The organism is Amycolatopsis sp. NPDC021455, assembly GCF_040640995.1.
Taxonomy (GTDB): domain Bacteria; phylum Actinomycetota; class Actinomycetes; order Mycobacteriales; family Pseudonocardiaceae; genus Amycolatopsis.
Genome location: NZ_JBFACT010000051.1, coordinates 32,696 through 47,572, shown reverse-complemented (window position 1 = coordinate 47,572; position 14,877 = coordinate 32,696). Strand labels below are relative to the sequence as shown.

General features: G+C 69.4%; 12 protein-coding genes and 2 pseudogenes. 4 read left to right on the top strand and 10 right to left on the bottom strand.

Going from position 1 to position 14,877, the window contains the following annotated elements; genetic code table 11:
* Window positions 1–2: 2 nt before the first annotated feature.
* On the bottom strand, window positions 3–596 hold the full coding sequence (locus AB0G28_RS36420; RefSeq protein ID WP_361100062.1) for a PadR family transcriptional regulator: 594 nt from the start codon (window positions 594–596) through the stop codon (window positions 3–5).
* Between the two features lie 85 nt (window positions 597–681).
* Between AB0G28_RS36420 and AB0G28_RS36415 the strand changes: the two genes are divergently transcribed.
* Window positions 682–1,473 carry an SGNH/GDSL hydrolase family protein gene (locus AB0G28_RS36415; protein ID WP_361100059.1) on the top strand — a complete coding sequence of 264 codons (792 nt, stop codon included), beginning with the start codon at window positions 682–684 and terminating at the stop codon, window positions 1,471–1,473.
* Window positions 1,474–1,476: 3 nt separating this feature from the next.
* Here AB0G28_RS36415 and AB0G28_RS36410 read toward each other — a convergent pair whose 3' ends face one another.
* Window positions 1,477–3,387: a maleylacetate reductase and hydroxyquinol 1,2-dioxygenase domain-containing protein gene (locus AB0G28_RS36410; protein ID WP_361100056.1), complete on the bottom strand. Its 1,911-nt coding sequence runs from the start codon at window positions 3,385–3,387 to the stop codon at window positions 1,477–1,479.
* A gap of 12 nt (window positions 3,388–3,399) precedes the next feature.
* On the bottom strand, window positions 3,400–5,169 hold the full coding sequence (locus AB0G28_RS36405; protein ID WP_361100053.1) for an FAD-dependent monooxygenase: 1,770 nt from the start codon (window positions 5,167–5,169) through the stop codon (window positions 3,400–3,402).
* A gap of 102 nt (window positions 5,170–5,271) precedes the next feature.
* Between AB0G28_RS36405 and AB0G28_RS36400 the strand changes: the two genes are divergently transcribed.
* Window positions 5,272–6,225, top strand: coding sequence for a LysR substrate-binding domain-containing protein (locus AB0G28_RS36400; protein ID WP_361100050.1), 954 nt, complete (start codon window positions 5,272–5,274; stop codon window positions 6,223–6,225).
* On the opposite strand, the gene AB0G28_RS36395 is transcribed toward AB0G28_RS36400, so the two are convergent.
* From AB0G28_RS36395 to AB0G28_RS36375, 5 genes and pseudogenes are all read right to left on the bottom strand, one after another.
* Window positions 6,222–6,446 carry a hypothetical protein gene (locus AB0G28_RS36395; RefSeq protein ID WP_361100047.1) on the bottom strand — a complete coding sequence of 75 codons (225 nt, stop codon included), beginning with the start codon at window positions 6,444–6,446 and terminating at the stop codon, window positions 6,222–6,224. The two genes, AB0G28_RS36400 and AB0G28_RS36395, sit on opposite strands and share 4 nt — an antisense overlap.
* Before the next feature lie 23 nt (window positions 6,447–6,469).
* Window positions 6,470–6,703, bottom strand: a pseudogene (locus AB0G28_RS36390) (nitroreductase family deazaflavin-dependent oxidoreductase); the annotation flags it as partial.
* Window positions 6,704–6,864: 161 nt separating this feature from the next.
* A complete protein-coding gene (locus AB0G28_RS36385; protein WP_361100044.1) occupies window positions 6,865–7,812 on the bottom strand; it encodes an amidohydrolase family protein in 948 nt (315 codons plus the stop codon).
* A complete protein-coding gene (locus AB0G28_RS36380) occupies window positions 7,809–8,264 on the bottom strand; it encodes a hypothetical protein (RefSeq protein ID WP_361100041.1) in 456 nt (151 codons plus the stop codon). The genes AB0G28_RS36385 and AB0G28_RS36380 overlap by 4 nt, the downstream gene beginning before the upstream one ends.
* Entirely contained in the window at window positions 8,216–8,452 is a 237-nt protein-coding gene (locus AB0G28_RS36375; RefSeq protein WP_361100038.1) for a hypothetical protein, read from the bottom strand. The genes AB0G28_RS36380 and AB0G28_RS36375 overlap by 49 nt, the downstream gene beginning before the upstream one ends.
* Before the next feature lie 1,019 nt (window positions 8,453–9,471).
* Here AB0G28_RS36375 and AB0G28_RS36370 point away from each other — a divergent pair.
* Complete coding sequence (locus AB0G28_RS36370) at window positions 9,472–10,986, top strand: DUF6461 domain-containing protein (protein ID WP_361100035.1); 1,515 nt, start codon at window positions 9,472–9,474, stop codon at window positions 10,984–10,986.
* 296 nt (window positions 10,987–11,282) lie between these two features.
* Here AB0G28_RS36370 and AB0G28_RS36365 read toward each other — a convergent pair whose 3' ends face one another.
* The gene (locus AB0G28_RS36365) at window positions 11,283–12,044 is read right to left on the bottom strand and encodes a hypothetical protein (RefSeq protein WP_361100032.1); all 762 of its coding nucleotides are present in this window, start codon (window positions 12,042–12,044) and stop codon (window positions 11,283–11,285) included.
* Between the two features lie 588 nt (window positions 12,045–12,632).
* On the opposite strand from AB0G28_RS36365, the pseudogene AB0G28_RS36360 reads away from it, so the two are divergent.
* Window positions 12,633–13,270 (top strand): annotated as a pseudogene (locus AB0G28_RS36360) (transposase family protein); the annotation flags it as partial.
* Window positions 13,271–13,904: 634 nt separating this feature from the next.
* On the opposite strand, the gene AB0G28_RS36355 reads toward AB0G28_RS36360, so the two are convergent.
* Entirely contained in the window at window positions 13,905–14,828 is a 924-nt protein-coding gene (locus AB0G28_RS36355; RefSeq protein ID WP_361100029.1) for a hypothetical protein, read from the bottom strand.
* Window positions 14,829–14,877: the final 49 nt, after the last annotated feature.

Sequence of the window (14,877 nt, the reverse complement as noted above, 5' to 3'; positions counted from 1 at the left end):
CGCTACCGGGATCGATCCGAGGTGGGCGCCGGATGACCGTTCCGGGTCGCCCGATCACGCAGGAGTGCGGCGGCCCGCACCGACCAGTCGTGGTGTTCCTGCTCGAACCGCCGGCCGCGCAGGCACGTCAGGTAGGGCCCGATCGGAGATCCGTCGCGCAGGTAGGTCTCCTCGTCGAGGTCCCCGCGGTAACGCCGCAGGATCTTGTCGAGGATCTCCACCTTGGCCGCGGCCGCCGCGGCTCGTTGCTCCAGTTGCGCGATCACCGGTGCCGCGTCGACGTGGTCGACGGCTTGGACCTTGACCAGCAGGTCGTCGCGGATGAACGACGGCTTGCTCACCGCGGCGGCGAAGTGCGCCAGTTCGGTGAGGCCGGCGTCGGTGACCATGAACAGCCGCTTGGTGGGGCGGATTCGCTGGACCACCTCCCGGCCCTCGATCAACCCGTCCTTCTCGAGCTTGGACAGCTCCAGGTAGAGCTGTTGCGGCCGGGCGTACCAGAAGTTGGCGACGCCCACGTCGAACGCCTTGGCCAGCTCGTAGCCGCTGTACTCGCCGGACAGCAACGCCGCGAGCACAGCATGCCGCAGACTCACCGGCGCATCTCCTCGTCGTCGACATGGGGGCAAGCCCATCATAGCCATGGTTATGATTAGTCAACATTATGACTAGGAGGATGGCGTGACAGTCAGCGGCAAGTACCTGCGCTACGTCGCCTTGGGCGACAGCCAAACCGAAGGCGTCGGTGACGGTGACGACATCGTGGGCCTCCGGGGATGGGCCGACCGGCTCGCCGAACGCCTCACCATCGACAACCCCGACCTCCAGTACGCCAACCTCGCCGTCCGCGGCCGCCGCGCGGACGAAGTCCGGTCCGAACAACTCGAGCCGGCTCTTGCCCTGCGCCCCGACCTGGCCACCGTCGTCGCCGGAGTCAACGACCTGCTCCGGCTCCGGGTCGAGACCTCCACGGTGGCCGGTCACCTGGAAGCGATGTTCGCCGCGCTCACCGACGCCGGAGCCCGCGTGGCGACCCTGACCTTTCCCGACCTCACCAGGATCATCCCCCTCGCCCGGCCGGTTCGCTCCCGCATCCTCGACATCAACGACCGGATCCGGGCCGCGGCCGCCCGGCACGGAGTCGCCGTCGCGGAAATCGCTCTCCACCCCTCCGTCGCCGACCGCCGATTCTGGAGCGAGGACCGGTTGCACTGCAGTCCCCTGGGGCATCAGCTGATCGCCGACGCGGTCGCGCACGCCCTGCACCTGCCCGGTAGCAACGATTCCTGGAACGAACCTGCCCCACCGTTGCCCATCCCACCGTCGACACAATGGCGCGCCACCGCAGAACTGCGTTGGGCAGCCACCTTTCTCGGCCCTTGGCTCGGCAGGCGCCTGCGCGGCCAGTCTTCCGGGGACCAGCGCACGGCCAAACACCCTCAACTCCACCGCATCGAGGGACCGCGGAGTTGAGTGTTACCGGCGCGCGATCTGGAAGGTGAAATCGAGCCGGCGCCATTCGCCGTCGACGGCACGGCCGTCGGGTGCCGGGCCGGTTCGGGGTTCGAAGTTCACGATGAGGTCGTCCTTGACGCCGAACACGGCGTCGGAGTCGAGGTACTTGCCGCCCGCGACGAAGAGCTGGGTGATCAGGCGCCGGCAGCCCTCGGCCGCGATCATGAAGTGCAGGTGCGGGGCGCGGTAGGGGTGGCGTTCGGTCGCGGCCAGCATCGCGCCGACCGGGCCGTCGGACGGGATGGGGTATTCCGAGGGCAGGATGGACCAGAACCGCAGGCGGCCGTCCCGGTCGGTGCGGAGCCGTCCGCGGAGGACGGGTCCTTCGAGGTCGGGCAGTTGCACGTCGTAGAAACCGTCCTCATTGGACTGCCAGACGTCCACGAGCGCTTCCGCCACGGGCTTGTCGTCCGTGTCGGTGATCTGCACGTCCACCCACAGCGGGGTGCCGGGCATCCCCGCGGCGATGTCGGCGCCCTGCTCCAGTTCGGGTGGGCCGTCGACGTAGAAGGGGCCGAGCACCGCGGACGGGGTGGTGTCGGGGGTGCGGGAGTTGGTCAGGACATCGACGACGCTGGACAGGCCCAGGGTGTCCGACAGCAGCACGAACTCCTGCCGGGTGGCGTCGCAGATCTGCCCGGTGCGAGTCAGGAAATCGATGCCGTGTTGCCATTCGTCCTGGGTCAGGTCATTGTCGATCGCGAAGGCGTGCAACCGCGGAACCAGATCCTGCAGCAGCGCGCGCAGCCGCGGATCGGGGGTGCCGGCGAACGTCGACACGACCTGAGCGGTGAGCTGGTCCAGCACCGACGGGCCGGTGCCCGTGGGCGCGGGACGCTCACCGGCCCAGGCTCGGCGCAGCAGCCGTGCGATGCCGTCCCGGGTCGGCTCGGCGGGATTCGGGTAGGGGGCAGCGGTCGCGAGTTCGGCCGCGCGGTCGAGGTCGGCCTCGGCCAGGCCGAGTTCCCGCAGTGAGGTCGGCCCACCGGCCTCGACGATCAGGTCGTACACGGCTGTTGGGGCGTCGGTGGCGCCGAGCGCGTCGGCGATGCGGCGCATCGCCTCGGGGGCCGCGGCGGCGTTGTAGGCCATGACATGCGGGAGCACGACGGTGTGCATCGGAGCGTGGGGAAGGCCGAAGCTGCCGCCCAGGGTGTGACAGAGCTTGTGGTGCAGGCCCATGCCGACCGCGCCGAGGCAGGTCCCGGCGAGCCAGGCGCCCTGCAGCAGTTCGGTCCGCGCTTCGAGGGTGTCTTCGGCGAGCCCGCGGAGTCCGCGTGCCAGCCGCTCGATGGCGTCGAGCGCCATCCCGTCGATGACGGGATTCGCGTCGGGCGAGTAGAGCGCCTCCACGGCGTGCGCGAGCGCGTTCACGCCACTGGTCACCGCGATCGGGACGGGAAGTTCCCGGGAGAGCTCGACGTCGTAGATCACGGTCTCCGGAAGGATGTCCGGCGACGAGCGCGTCGTCTTGACGCCGTCCGCCGTCTCGCCCAGGACCGGGGTGACCTCCGATCCGGCGTACGTGGTCGGCAGGATCACCTGGTCGACGCCGGTGCGGACGGCGAGCGCCTTGGCCAGCCCGGTCGTCGAACCGCCGCCGACCGCCACCACGCAGTCCGCTCCGGCCTCCCGGAGCAGCGCGACGGCCTGCTCGGTGACCGCTACCGGGGTGTGCATGGCGGCACCGTCGAAGCGGCCCGCGGCGAGCGGGCCGAGGGCCTTTTCGACCCGGTCGCCCGGTTCCGCCAGGTCCGGGCTGGCCAGGACGAACGCCCGGGACCGGCCGAGCCGTTCGACCTCGGCACGGACCCGCTCGAGGGTGCCGTGCCCGAAGACGATGCGGGCGGGCCGAGCCGTGTAGGTGAACATCTTCCGGTCTCCTCAGGCGCGGTCGAGCAGGCGGGCGAGTGCCTCGGTGAGGTCTTTTTCCGGATCGGCGGGCAGTTCGCAGGCCCGCCAGCCGACGTGGGCGTCGGGCCGGACGAGCACACACCCGGATTCGGTGACCTCGCGCAGCCGCGACCAGTCGTCGTAGACGTCGGTGTACTCGCGGCCGGGGCCGATCACGTGCACGTCGATGTCGACGCCGAGCGACCGGGCGGCACCGATGGCGGCCTCCGCCCACGCCTGCCCGGAGATGCCGGTGAGCAGGGCGAACCGGCCCTTGCCGGTGATGTCGTGGGTGCTGACCCGGTGCCCGCCGTGGCCGAGCCAGCAGTGCGGCAAGCGCGCCCCCGGCCAGGTGGTCGGGTGGTAGTACAGCTCGGGATCGCGGGTGAACTCCGGCTCGGGCGTGTCGTCGCCGACCACCGCGCCGGAGACGTACCGCTGGCCGAGTTCGACGCCGTGCGCGTTGAACTCGTAATCCTTCAGCTCCAAGGCCTCCCGCAACGCGGCACGCTGCGCGGCCGCCTCCGGGGTGTCCTCGGCCCGGGCCCGCATGTTCGCGATCTGCTCGGCCGGATCGCCGGTCGTGGTGAACCCGAGTGCGTCGAAGATCGGGCCGAACTCCTCGATCGACTTGTTGGCCCGCAACACGATCTGCTTGCCGACCGGGGCGCGCTCGGCGTCGTAGCTGTCGAGCAGCCCCTCACCGGCCTGGCCGGACAGCACCGCGGCGAGCTTCCAGGCGAGGTTGTAGGAGTCCTGGATGGAGGTGTTGGAGCCCAGGCCGTTCGACGGCGGGTGCCGGTGCACGGCGTCGCCCGCGCAGAACACGCGCCCCGTCCGGTACTTCGTGGCGTACATCTTGTTGTTGCCCCACAAGGAGGTGGAGCGGATGGTGACCGGGATGGTGTCGTCGCCGACCAGATCGTGCACGATCTTGGTGGCCATGGCGTCGTCGACCTGCGGGGGCGGCTGGCTGATGTCGTAGCCCCAGACGACCAGCCACTCGTCCCAGGGCCGGACCATGCGCACCAGGCCCATCCCGATGCCACCGATGTCCGAGCCCGGCTGCAGCACCCAGTACAGGACGCTCGGCCGGTGCTCGACGTACTTCGTCAGGTCGGCGTGGAAGACGATGTTCATGCTCCCGGCGAGATCCATCTGCCCTTCGAAGGGGAGCTCGATGTCGCGGGCCACCTGGCTGCGCCCGCCGTCCGCGCCGATGACGTACTTCGCGCGGATCGGGTAGGTCTGGCCGGACAGCCTGTCCCGCACGGTGACGGTGACACCGTCGTCGTCCTGCTCGAGCGACAGGTACTCGGTGTCGAACCGGATCCGGCTGCCGCGCTCGGCGGCGTGCCCGATCAGGATCGGCTCGAGCAGGGTCTGCGGGAGGTCGCAGTTCTCGGACGGGCTGGCCAGCGTGTAGTCGGCCTTGCGGGCCGGGTGCGTCCCCCAGGTCCGCACCCGGCCGATCTCGTCGCCGGCGAGGCTGGTGCAGAAGACCGTGTCGCCCATGAGCGCGGCGGGCGTGCCCTGCGCCTTGACGTCCTCTTCGATGCCCATGTCGCGCAGGATCTCCACCGTGCGCTGGTTGGTGATGTGCGCGCGCGGGGTGTTGGCCGTCCACCGGTACTTCGTGATCACCAGGTGGTCCACGCCGTAGGTGGCGAGGAACAGCGCGGCCGAGGCGCCTGCCGGTCCGCTGCCGATGACCAGGACGTCCGTGGTGACCTGGCCGGGGTTGTCTGGGTTGTCGCTCACGCTGCCTCACCTCTGGGTCCGCTTCGACCGGTGGAACGAGTATGCGAACCCGTCGGCTATACGTCCAATACGAAGTCATCGTCGCTGATATAGCCTCTGGATATGGATCTGCGGGCGCTGGAGTGCTTCCTGGCCGTCGCCGAGGAAGGCTCGGTCAGCCGCGCCGCCGCAGCGCTGCACATGACCCAGCCGCCGCTGAGCGTGCGGCTCCAGACGCTGGAACGCGAACTCGGCGTCCCCCTGCTGATCCGCCATGGCCGCGGGGTCGAGCTGACGGCCGCGGGCCGGGCGCTGGCGGAACGCGCGCGCCGCCTGTTTTCCGAGCTCAACACCACGACCGAGCTGGTGCGCACCATCGGCCTCGGCACCCGGGGCCGGCTGACCGTCGCCGTCGGCCACACCGTCTCGCCCCGGCTGCTGCCCCACCTGGTCGGCGGCACCATGCTCGAACCGGGCGTCGACCTCGTCCTGACCGAAGACTCCGATTCCGACGTGGTCGAGCGGGTCCACCGCCGCGACGCGCACGCCGGCCTGCTCCACCTCGAACCCGGCGGCCCCGGCGGGACACAGCACGCCGCGAGCCGGGCACGGGCGCTGGAAGTCGCGGTGGTGGCCCGCGAGCCACTCGTCGCGGTGCTGGCCCGGACGCATCCCGCCGCCGGCCAGGAACGCATCGACCTGGCCGAGGTGGGCGGCGAACGGGTGGTGGTCACGGCCGAGGCCGGAGCGGGCCTCGCCGCCCACCTCCGCGCCGCCTGGGCCGACGCCGGGCGTTCGTCCGACGCCCGGCACGAAGCGACCTCGGTCATGCACGCGCTCGCCCTCGTGGAGGCCGGCGCCGGCGTGACCCTGCTGCCCGCGCAGTACAGCTCGATGCTCTGGCCGGGCCTGATCGCGCGACCGTTGCGCCGGCACACCGCCGTCGTCGAAACCGCCGTCTGCTGGCGGCCCGACGAGGACTCGCCGGTCCTGCGCCGCTTCCTCCGGACGGCCCTGTCCACCCCCGAACCCGACATGCTGGCACCGGAGCACGCCAGGGACGACGGCTCCCGCTAGGCGGATGTCCGGGGCACGTCGATCTTCTCGAACTGTGCCAACAGGGCCGGGTCATCGATCGCGTCCCGGCTGACGACTTGCTCCGGGTCGGCACCCTGCAGGATCCGCTTGACGGGCACCTCGAGCTTCTTGCCGGTCCTGGTGTGCGGAATGGCGGCCACCTGGGGGATCGCGTCCGGCACGTGCCGCCGCTCGATGGAGCACTTCCGCCGCTGGGGCATGGCGGACGCCTTGCGCGAGAACGACCCCAGTACGACAGCAGCGACGCCGCGTGCGCGTAGAGCCGGTCCCGCTCGGCGTCATCGGTGACAGGCACCGCCCGGGCCCGGTACTTGTCGGTGCCGATCTCCACGGTCAGCTCCGGGTTCGCGACCAAGTTGTGGTACCAGGCCGGTGCTTGGCCGCCCCCCGCAGTCGCGATCACGTAGATCCTGTCGCCGTCGTTCAAGGAGATGACCTGGGTGTTGAAATTCGTCATGCGCGGTAGAACGCCACCGGCAGCCGGATGGGTTCGCGGCGATGACAGGCTGAAGAATTCTCGACATGTTTCATTCCGATCGACCGGATTTCCGCGGACCGCCGGATCTGGAACATCCTTACCTCTTTTCGCGACGCCACCGGGATCGAGATCACGTTGTCCTACTGAGGCTTCAGCTGTGGGAACAGGCGTCGTGCGCTGGCCGTGGTGAGCGATCGCCAGTTCACGTTCGGGGCGGCGTCGATCGCGGCGATGTGCGTGTCGGCGACCGCGGGCGGAGTCCAGCAGTAGTCGCTGCCGAAGAGCAGCCGGTCCGGGGCGGCCAACCGGAGCAGCGCTGGGACGTGGCGCGGGAAAGCCGGGCCGGCGATGTCGTAGTGGAGCCGGCCCAGCTGCTCGCTCGCGCCCGGTCCGTCCGTCTTTTCCGGGCCCAGGAACAGTTTCCCGAACTCCTCGACGCGGTCGGCCAGTACGGGCAGCGCGCCACCGCAGTGCGGCACGATCACCTCGAGCTCCGGATGGCGTTCGAGCACCCCCGACATCAGCAGGTCCACCACTGTGCGGGTGGTGTCGAAGAGGTACTCGATCATCGGCCGCGGCCGCCCGAGTGCCGTGTGCGCCCGGCACACCGGCGACGTCGGGTGCAGGAAGACGACGCTCCGGCGGCGGGCCAGTTCGGCGAAGACCGGATCCAGGATCCGGTCGCCCAGGTACCTGCCGACGGCATTGGTCATCAGCACGACGCCGTCCGCGCCGAGGTCCTCGACAGCGTAGGTGATTTCCTCGAGTGCTCCGTCCACATCGGGCAGTGCAAGGGAGGCGAAGAACCCGAACCGGCCCGGGTGGTCCGCTACGAGCCGGGCGGCGTCTTCGTTGACTTCACGGGCCAGCCGGCCGGCAAGGACGTCGTCTCCGAAGTGGACCCCGGGGGACGACATCGACAGCAGCGCCGTCTCGATCCCGTGGCGGTCCATCAGCTCCAGGTGTTCTTCCGCCGACCAGGTGGGCCACCTGGCCATCCCGTCGGGGTACGCGTGACCGGCGGCAGTGGCCTGGCGGACGTAGGAATCGGTGACGAAGTGGGCGTGGACGTCGATCAAGCCGGTCATTCCACCATTCCGTTCGGGGACAGCCGGACCTCTTCGAGGTCGAGGGCGGCCTGCACCTGGCGCAGGACGGTGTCGTCGATGCGGCGTTCGTCGCGCAGGCGCACGACGGTGGCGCGCATTTGGGCGACCAGTTCCCGGTGGAGCGCGGTGTAGTGCTCGTCGTGGCGGACGGCCGGGTGGTCGCCGTCGCCGGCCCACAGGAACTCGAGGCGCTTGTCCAGCTCCCGTCGCAGGCGCTCCACGACGTCCGGGTCGGTGCCGAGGTCCGCGGCTTGTGTCTCGGCCAGCTGCCGTTCGGCTTCGACGGCGGTGTCGCGGGGCAGCCGCGCCCACCGCACGATGCCGGGCAGCACCAGCCCCTGCGGCAAGGTGAGCACGATGACGCCGCCGGTGACGAACACGATCACGTCCCGGTCCGGGAACGGCTCGCCGGAGGCGAGCTGCTCGGGCACGGCCAGCGCGGCGGCCAGCGAGACCGCACCGCGGAAGCCGGTGAACGCGCTGACCAGCCGGGGCCGGGCATCGACCCGGCGGGCCCGCTGTCCGGGCGGCGGTCCAGCAGCCGGACCAGGTACGGCACGGTGAACAGGAACACCACCCGAGCGGCGATCACCACCGCCGTGACCACGGCGACCGTCATCACCGTTTCATGGCCCCTTGATCGCGTCGTAGTCGGCGGACCACGGCTGTGTCGGGAACTCGATGAGCGGATGGACGTCGTCATGCGCCAGAGTAAAAAGATGAGTCAGGCCTAGCCGTTGGACGGACTTGCCAACGAGTAGTCGTGTGCCACGCAGCTGGCCCAGCATCCGCCACCGGTGACCGGTCGGCTCGCATGCCACCGTGATTGCCGTGTGGCCGGCCGCGTTCGCTCGCTGGGCGGCCCAGTCCAAGGCGGTCCCGAGATCCAGGCGCGGCAGCGAAAAGTTCTGCGTGCCAATACTTTCGAGTCAAGGTCGGTGACGACGACCAGCTGTTTGGTGTCGGCCAGGTCGATGCCCACGATCGCGTTCTGGACGGGAACCAGCGCGCGGAGCCGGGCCAGGCGTGTGTTGCGGTTGCGGTCTCCCCGGGAGATCCCACTACTGTTACCTACCCATGAACGTCCTCCTCATGCGATGGGACACCAAGCCCGACAGCGCATCAGGAGGACGCTCCTTCGTCGAGCACCGACACGCAGAACATCGGTCTATGCCGCATACCGCGCCTTCGACGCCGGCCAGTCGATGAGAGCGTGATCATCGGCTCGGGGGTACTACTTCCACGACCTCGGCAAGTCCGACGATCCGGGCTCCCTCAGGCATCGACAACCGCAGACCGGCCGACCGGTGGCCAGAGATCAGGCATGAGCGGATGGAGTCGCACCGTCGCCTCTTCGCCCGGCGCGAGTGTCTTCACCGTCTCCAGCGTCAGCGGCGCGTCGTGGCTTTCCGGATGGACATCCGGTGGGAAGACCCAGTGCGACCGGTAGCCGGAGTGGATCGGGGTTCGGCGGTCACCTTGGCTCGCGGTCACGAGCAGCAGTCGTGCGCGGATGCATCCCCGCTCGCCTTCAGCTGTGGTCGGCAGGTTCGGGAAGTGACTGTTCCGAAGTGCTGACCACGGGGTTCAGGGCTTGCCGCCTCGCAGCTTCGCGGTCCGGGCCGCTACAAAGGAGTGGTGACCGAGGATGATTTCGACTGGCTGTCGACGAGCCCACTGGGTGAAGCCGCCTGCGTGACCATGGTGAAGACGACGGACCTCGACGCCGTGGTGCGCGGCTTCGGCGGGGTGACAGGTGAGGCCCGGTCCATTCCGTTCGCGGAGGCAGGGAACGACCTCGACGAGGCGTACGCGGTCGCGGTCGCCGTGTGCCGCCAGGGCGAGTACGTCGTCGCGATCGAAGTCAACGGCTTCCAGGGCTCGCGGCCCGAAGTCCTGCGCCGGGTGTCACGGCTCGGCGAGACGGTGAGCGCCTTCTGGAACGTCGAGGCACTGACCAGGTTCAGCTACGCCGTCGACGGCCGCGTCAAGACGGCGTTCGAAGCGGGCGCCGACTCATGGAAGGACGGCGAGGATCCCGATTGCCTGGCGCCGCTGGTCGCGGAGATCGACTGGGCGGCAGGACATCGGCGCACGGGCCTGCTCCACCTCGCCACCCGGCTGACCGGGCAGCCGTTCACCGAAGACTGGCTGGACGGCGAGGTCCTCGTCGTGCCGATCGCGGAACACCTCGAGGACGTGCGCCCGGTGACGCCGGGTTTCGAGCCACTGGAGTACCAGCACCCCGTGCTCGCCGCCGCGCTGCGCCGCGCCGAGGACGAGCCGCTGCTGACGGTCGCTCGTGCCGCCGTCGACGAAGTGGCCGCCTCGGCCGGGCTGACCGGGATACCCGGCGGAGACGTCGAATTCGACGAGCTGGTCCGGATGGCCCGCTACGAGGCCGGCGCGAGCGGCTACGCCGGCTATGCACCGGGTGCCGACCGCCTCCGGCTCGTCGCCCTGGACGCCGTACGCGCGCTGCGAACCGCGCCGAACCCCCTTACGGCGGCATTCAAGACGATCGACGCGGCGAAACTCGCCAAGCAACTGGACCGCCTGGATCCGGCGCCGATGCTCGCCGGTTTCCTGGACCTGTTGGGGAACCCACCGGCACCGTCCGGCGCGGATGGCGCGCGTGCCGGTGCCGGCGGCCCGCTGGAACGCCATGCGTGGATCACCGACCACTGGCTCGGCCTCGCCGCATCCATCACCTACGCCCGAAGTGTCCCGCTCGACACCGTCGCGGCAGCGTTCGGCGGCATCACGCTCGGTGCAGGACCGGTCTACCTCACCGACACCGAACAGGTCGCACTGCGGCGCGAGAAGGACTGGACGATCGCGATCGCTTTCAACCGGAGCCCGTTCGCGCACGAGATCGTCGACGCCCTCCGGCCACACACGACAGTGCTCAACATCGGCTGGGAGACGCGCGGCAACAAGCTGGCCTACTTTGCCCAACCTGGCCACAACGTCGCCGTGATCCGGCCGGGCCAAGACGACGTCCCGGCACCCCTCGCTTCCTACACCACGTCGCTCCCAGCACCAGCGGGCAACGCAGCGCCGTGGCTGCTCGCGCTCGGCGAAGTCGTCACCGGCATCGCCTTCACCCCGGAAGGGCTCGACGCGCAACACACACTTCTCCGTCCCGGCTGAAGGCTCTTGCCCCGCATCCTCGGCATCAGCGATCGAACGTCCGCTATTGCCGACGTTCGCCGACAGGCCGATGGGCTGCGACGTCGTGGAGTTGCACTGGGATCTGCCGGCAGTTGACGGCCTGAGCGTTCCATTGACCTTGACAGACCGGGTTGTACCAGGTGATGGTGCCCGGCGAAAATGCTTGCTCCGCAAGACGCCAAGCCGAACAGCTCGGTAACGGAAGCAGCGGCGGAGACTCGTTAGAGCCGGACTGCATCGATATTCCCAATACCGTCGACATTATACCGTTGAGCTCACTCCTCCGCTTTGAGCTTGATACCAACCACCTGCAACGAGCGTTCGGCCGACAGTGTCCCGAACACCGTGTCGAAGCTGAGGGTGAGCGTGGTTTTGGCGGGGGACGGCTTGCCGTCGAACGTGATCACTTCACTGACGGGAGTGCCATTCGGGGGTACGCTGATTGGCTCGAGCCCGCCAAATGGTGTTCCGGGTTTCAGAGTGGCACCGTTGTCGTCGACGAGCTGGCAGTTGCCAAACAGGGGAAGCGTGGCCGACGCCCGGTTTTGGTTGGTGGCGGTTATCTTGACCTTGGTGTAGTGGGCAGTGACCTCGACCTTCTCGACCTTGACGGTGACCCCTGCGGCCTTACCGGTGGCTTGCGCGACGAGCCGGTCGGCTAACACGGTCTCGTTGCCGGTGGCATAGCTGATCCCGTATGAGATGCCGTAGGCCGCACCGCCGCCTAGCACCAGCACGGTCAGGATGGCAATCAGCGACCTTCCACCGCGGCGGGGTCGGCGCGGTGGCGGTGGGGGCCGGTCGTAAGACGGCCACGGCTGGGGTGGATGACCAGGGTAGTGCGGGCGTGGTTCGGTTGGTCGATCGCCACCCCGGCTGCCAACCTCCTTGAGGTAATCAATGATCAGCGGCAGCGTTCCGCCGGCGACCGACAGACCGGCGCTGAGCAGTGGGTTGGCGTCGTCCTGCCAGAATTTGATGAGCTCACCAATCGCGAGGCCGAGCACACCGAAGATCAACGCCAGGATCGGTGTCATACGAGTATGAGTGCTCACATTTGAATGTATCGGCACTTGCCGGGAAAACGCAACGTCTCCGCGCGAGCTGTGCCAGCGTAATGCCCACAGCCAGGCGATCCGCATCGTCTGCGAGGCTCCCGCACTGTCCAGTCGCCCGATGCGGTGGACCTTCCAGCGCACCGGAAGTCGTCAGGACCAGAGGTAGGACGACGCCTCGCCGAGGCGCGCGATGCCACACCGTCATAGCCGTAGAGCGTGCGCCCTGGCGAGCCAACCTCAACTTGACCTCGGCTCAGGACTGGCTCGTTAGCCCAGGTCGCTCGTGGCGCTGGTCCGACTGCACGACACGGCCCGGGCTGATCCTGCTCGGCTGGATCCGAGCCCACGTCGCCTGCCGGATGCATCAGGTGTTCGATACGATCGCCACCATTCCTCTCGCTAATTTCACTAGGGGGCACAGCTGGGCAAACCCCCTTTCATAGCTGCACTCAACAACACACAGTTGCCAGCAGTGGCAGTGAAGAGCATCATCTGACTAACGGATGTCTCGTAACCCCAATGTCGGGGCGTGTGGGGCGTTGTGTGGCACTTGATCATGTTGGTGTGGTGCAGGTGATCACGGCGTCGCGGCCGGAGTGGATTGCCCCGTTCACCGGGCTGGAACCGGGCCAGTTCCGCAAGCTGGTGCGGCTGGTCGCCAAGCGCGGCGGAGACGAGATCGCGGACGGCCGACCGGGCCTGCTGGTCGCGACGTACCGGCGGACGAACCTGACAATGCGCCAGATCGGGCCGCTGTTCGGGGTGTCGCATTCCGCCGCCCACCGCGTGATCGACACGATCGGCCCGCTGCTGGCGCTGGCCCCGGTCCGCACACGCCAGGTCGATGCGGTCGTGATTGTGGACGACCCCTGGTCCCGACCCGGGACCACCGGCTGGCGACCCCGTCGAAGAACTACCGATACTCGACCAACGTGCAAGTCGCGATCGACGCCGAGACCAGATTGGCGATCGCCACCGGTGACCCTCGGCCGGGCAGCCGCCACGACTGCACCGTCTACCGCGACTCCGGCATCGCTGACCAGCTCGCCGGTCGGCCGGTCATGGCCGATGATGGCTACCAAAGCAATCCCGAGGTGGTCATGCCGTACCGCAAACCGCGAGACGGCAGCGAGCTGCCGGACTGGAAGGAAGACCTCAACACCACCCACCGCACGATCCGCGCCCGCGTCGAGCACGTCCTGGCCCCACCATGCCGAGGGGCGAGAGCGAGCCGACGGCTGATCATCCGCTGTCAGTGAGCCCACCTGACCGGGCGGTGATCCCGGTACTGCGCGGGCCGATGCTGGTTCCCGAAACACCGGCCGTGTGCACACCCAGGTTGTCGACGTGCGGGACCTCCCCTGCTGGCTGTTCGACTCCGCGGAGACGCGAACGACCGGCTCCTGCAACGCGGTCGGCCCGGCCGTTCCGTTCGAACCCCGCGCGCCGGCAGTCGTCGGCGACGGTCGTGTCAACCCGGCTCCGGTTCGGGGAGTTCGCCGGGATCGTGGCGGTGGGCGGTGCTGAGGACGGCCCAGACGCCTTTGCCACCGGACCAGCGGCGGCGACGCACGTCGAGAACCACCACGGCGACGTCACGACCGCCGTTTTCGGACGGGCACCCGTGCGAGCTACGCGCTTCGGACGGAACGGACCCACGAGCCGGGCGGAGTCCTCGACACCCTCGGCATCAGACCCGGCAGGCCGGCACCGACCGCGAAGTCAGGTTGGGTGCGGACCCGCTCCTGTGGCGGAGAGGTTCGGGACCCGTCCGGTGTTCGAGCCGTCGTGCCCGCGGCCCGCCGGACCACGTTCGGGACGCCAGCCGGCGCGACCGGTTCACCGCAGCAGATCTTCGACGGCATGGCGCGGTGTGCGGGACATCGGACGGCCTTTTCCGAGTTCCAGCAGTGCTTGCGGCCAGACCGCGCCGCCGGCCAGTTCCCGCAGTTCCCGTCGTGCACTCGCCAGCTCGACCGGCGCCGACCGGAACGCCACGTCCAGGTCCGCCAGCGTGGCGGTGAGCAGCACCCGCTGCAGGGCTTGACCGGCGCGCAACCGGTCGACCGGACCATCCTCGAACGACCCCAGCAGCACCAGCAACGGCAGCTCGTCCGGGGTTCCGGCGATGACCGGCGCCCGGCGGTGTTCCGCGATTCCGGGGAGCCCGTCGGGACGGGTGCTGCCGGACCAGCGCACCCGCTCGGTCCGGAAGCCGGGATCCTCGAGCTGCTGCCGGCAAGCCCTGGCGATCAGCGCGGCGGCCGCGACGCGCTGGGCTCCCGTCAGCACGACCAGCCACGCCTGCTCGGCTTCCGCCGCCCGGCGAAGCTCGCCGACCACCGCTTCCGGAACCGGGCTTTTCGCCAGGGCGCCGCGGATCGTGGCACGGCGGGGAATCGCCGAAGCCAGGCGGACCATCGCCGGATCCGGCGTGCCGGTCGGCACCGGCCGCACGACCGCCAGCAGGGAGAGCCGGTCCAGCCGTGGCCGCAGCGTCCCGGCGGGCAGGCATCCGCAGCGGTGCACGGCGGCACGCAGGTTGAACAGGGCGGCACCGCAGGACAGGACCAGCTCCCGGCGATCCCGGTCGGCCTCCGGCAGCGCCCGGCTGAAGTCGCCGTGCAGCTCGATGTCGTGGTCCGTGCGGCGGAAGGACCAGGGCTGGGTGTTGTACACCGAGGGAGCCAGCGCCGCCGACCGGAGGACGGTTTCGACGTCGGACCCGGCCAGCGGACCCACCGCGCCCAGCTTCGACCCCACGCGCCGCCCCCGAATCGAGATCGAGCATCCCTGCGGAAGCGGACAGCCT

What these genes read in the sequence shown, in the direction of transcription:
- AB0G28_RS36410 (WP_361100056.1), bottom strand. Translation starts at nt 3,387, where the DNA reads ATGTTCACCTACACGGCTCGGCCCGCCCGCATCGTCTTCGGGCACGGC.
- AB0G28_RS36400 (WP_361100050.1), top strand. Translation starts at nt 5,272, where the DNA reads ATGGATCTGCGGGCGCTGGAGTGCTTCCTGGCCGTCGCCGAGGAAGGC.
- AB0G28_RS36395 (WP_361100047.1), bottom strand. Translation starts at nt 6,446, where the DNA reads ATGCCCCAGCGGCGGAAGTGCTCCATCGAGCGGCGGCACGTGCCGGAC.
- AB0G28_RS36385 (WP_361100044.1), bottom strand. Translation starts at nt 7,812, where the DNA reads ATGACCGGCTTGATCGACGTCCACGCCCACTTCGTCACCGATTCCTAC.
- AB0G28_RS36375 (WP_361100038.1), bottom strand. Translation starts at nt 8,452, where the DNA reads ATGACGGTCGCCGTGGTCACGGCGGTGGTGATCGCCGCTCGGGTGGTG.
- AB0G28_RS36365 (WP_361100032.1), bottom strand. Translation starts at nt 12,044, where the DNA reads ATGACACCGATCCTGGCGTTGATCTTCGGTGTGCTCGGCCTCGCGATT.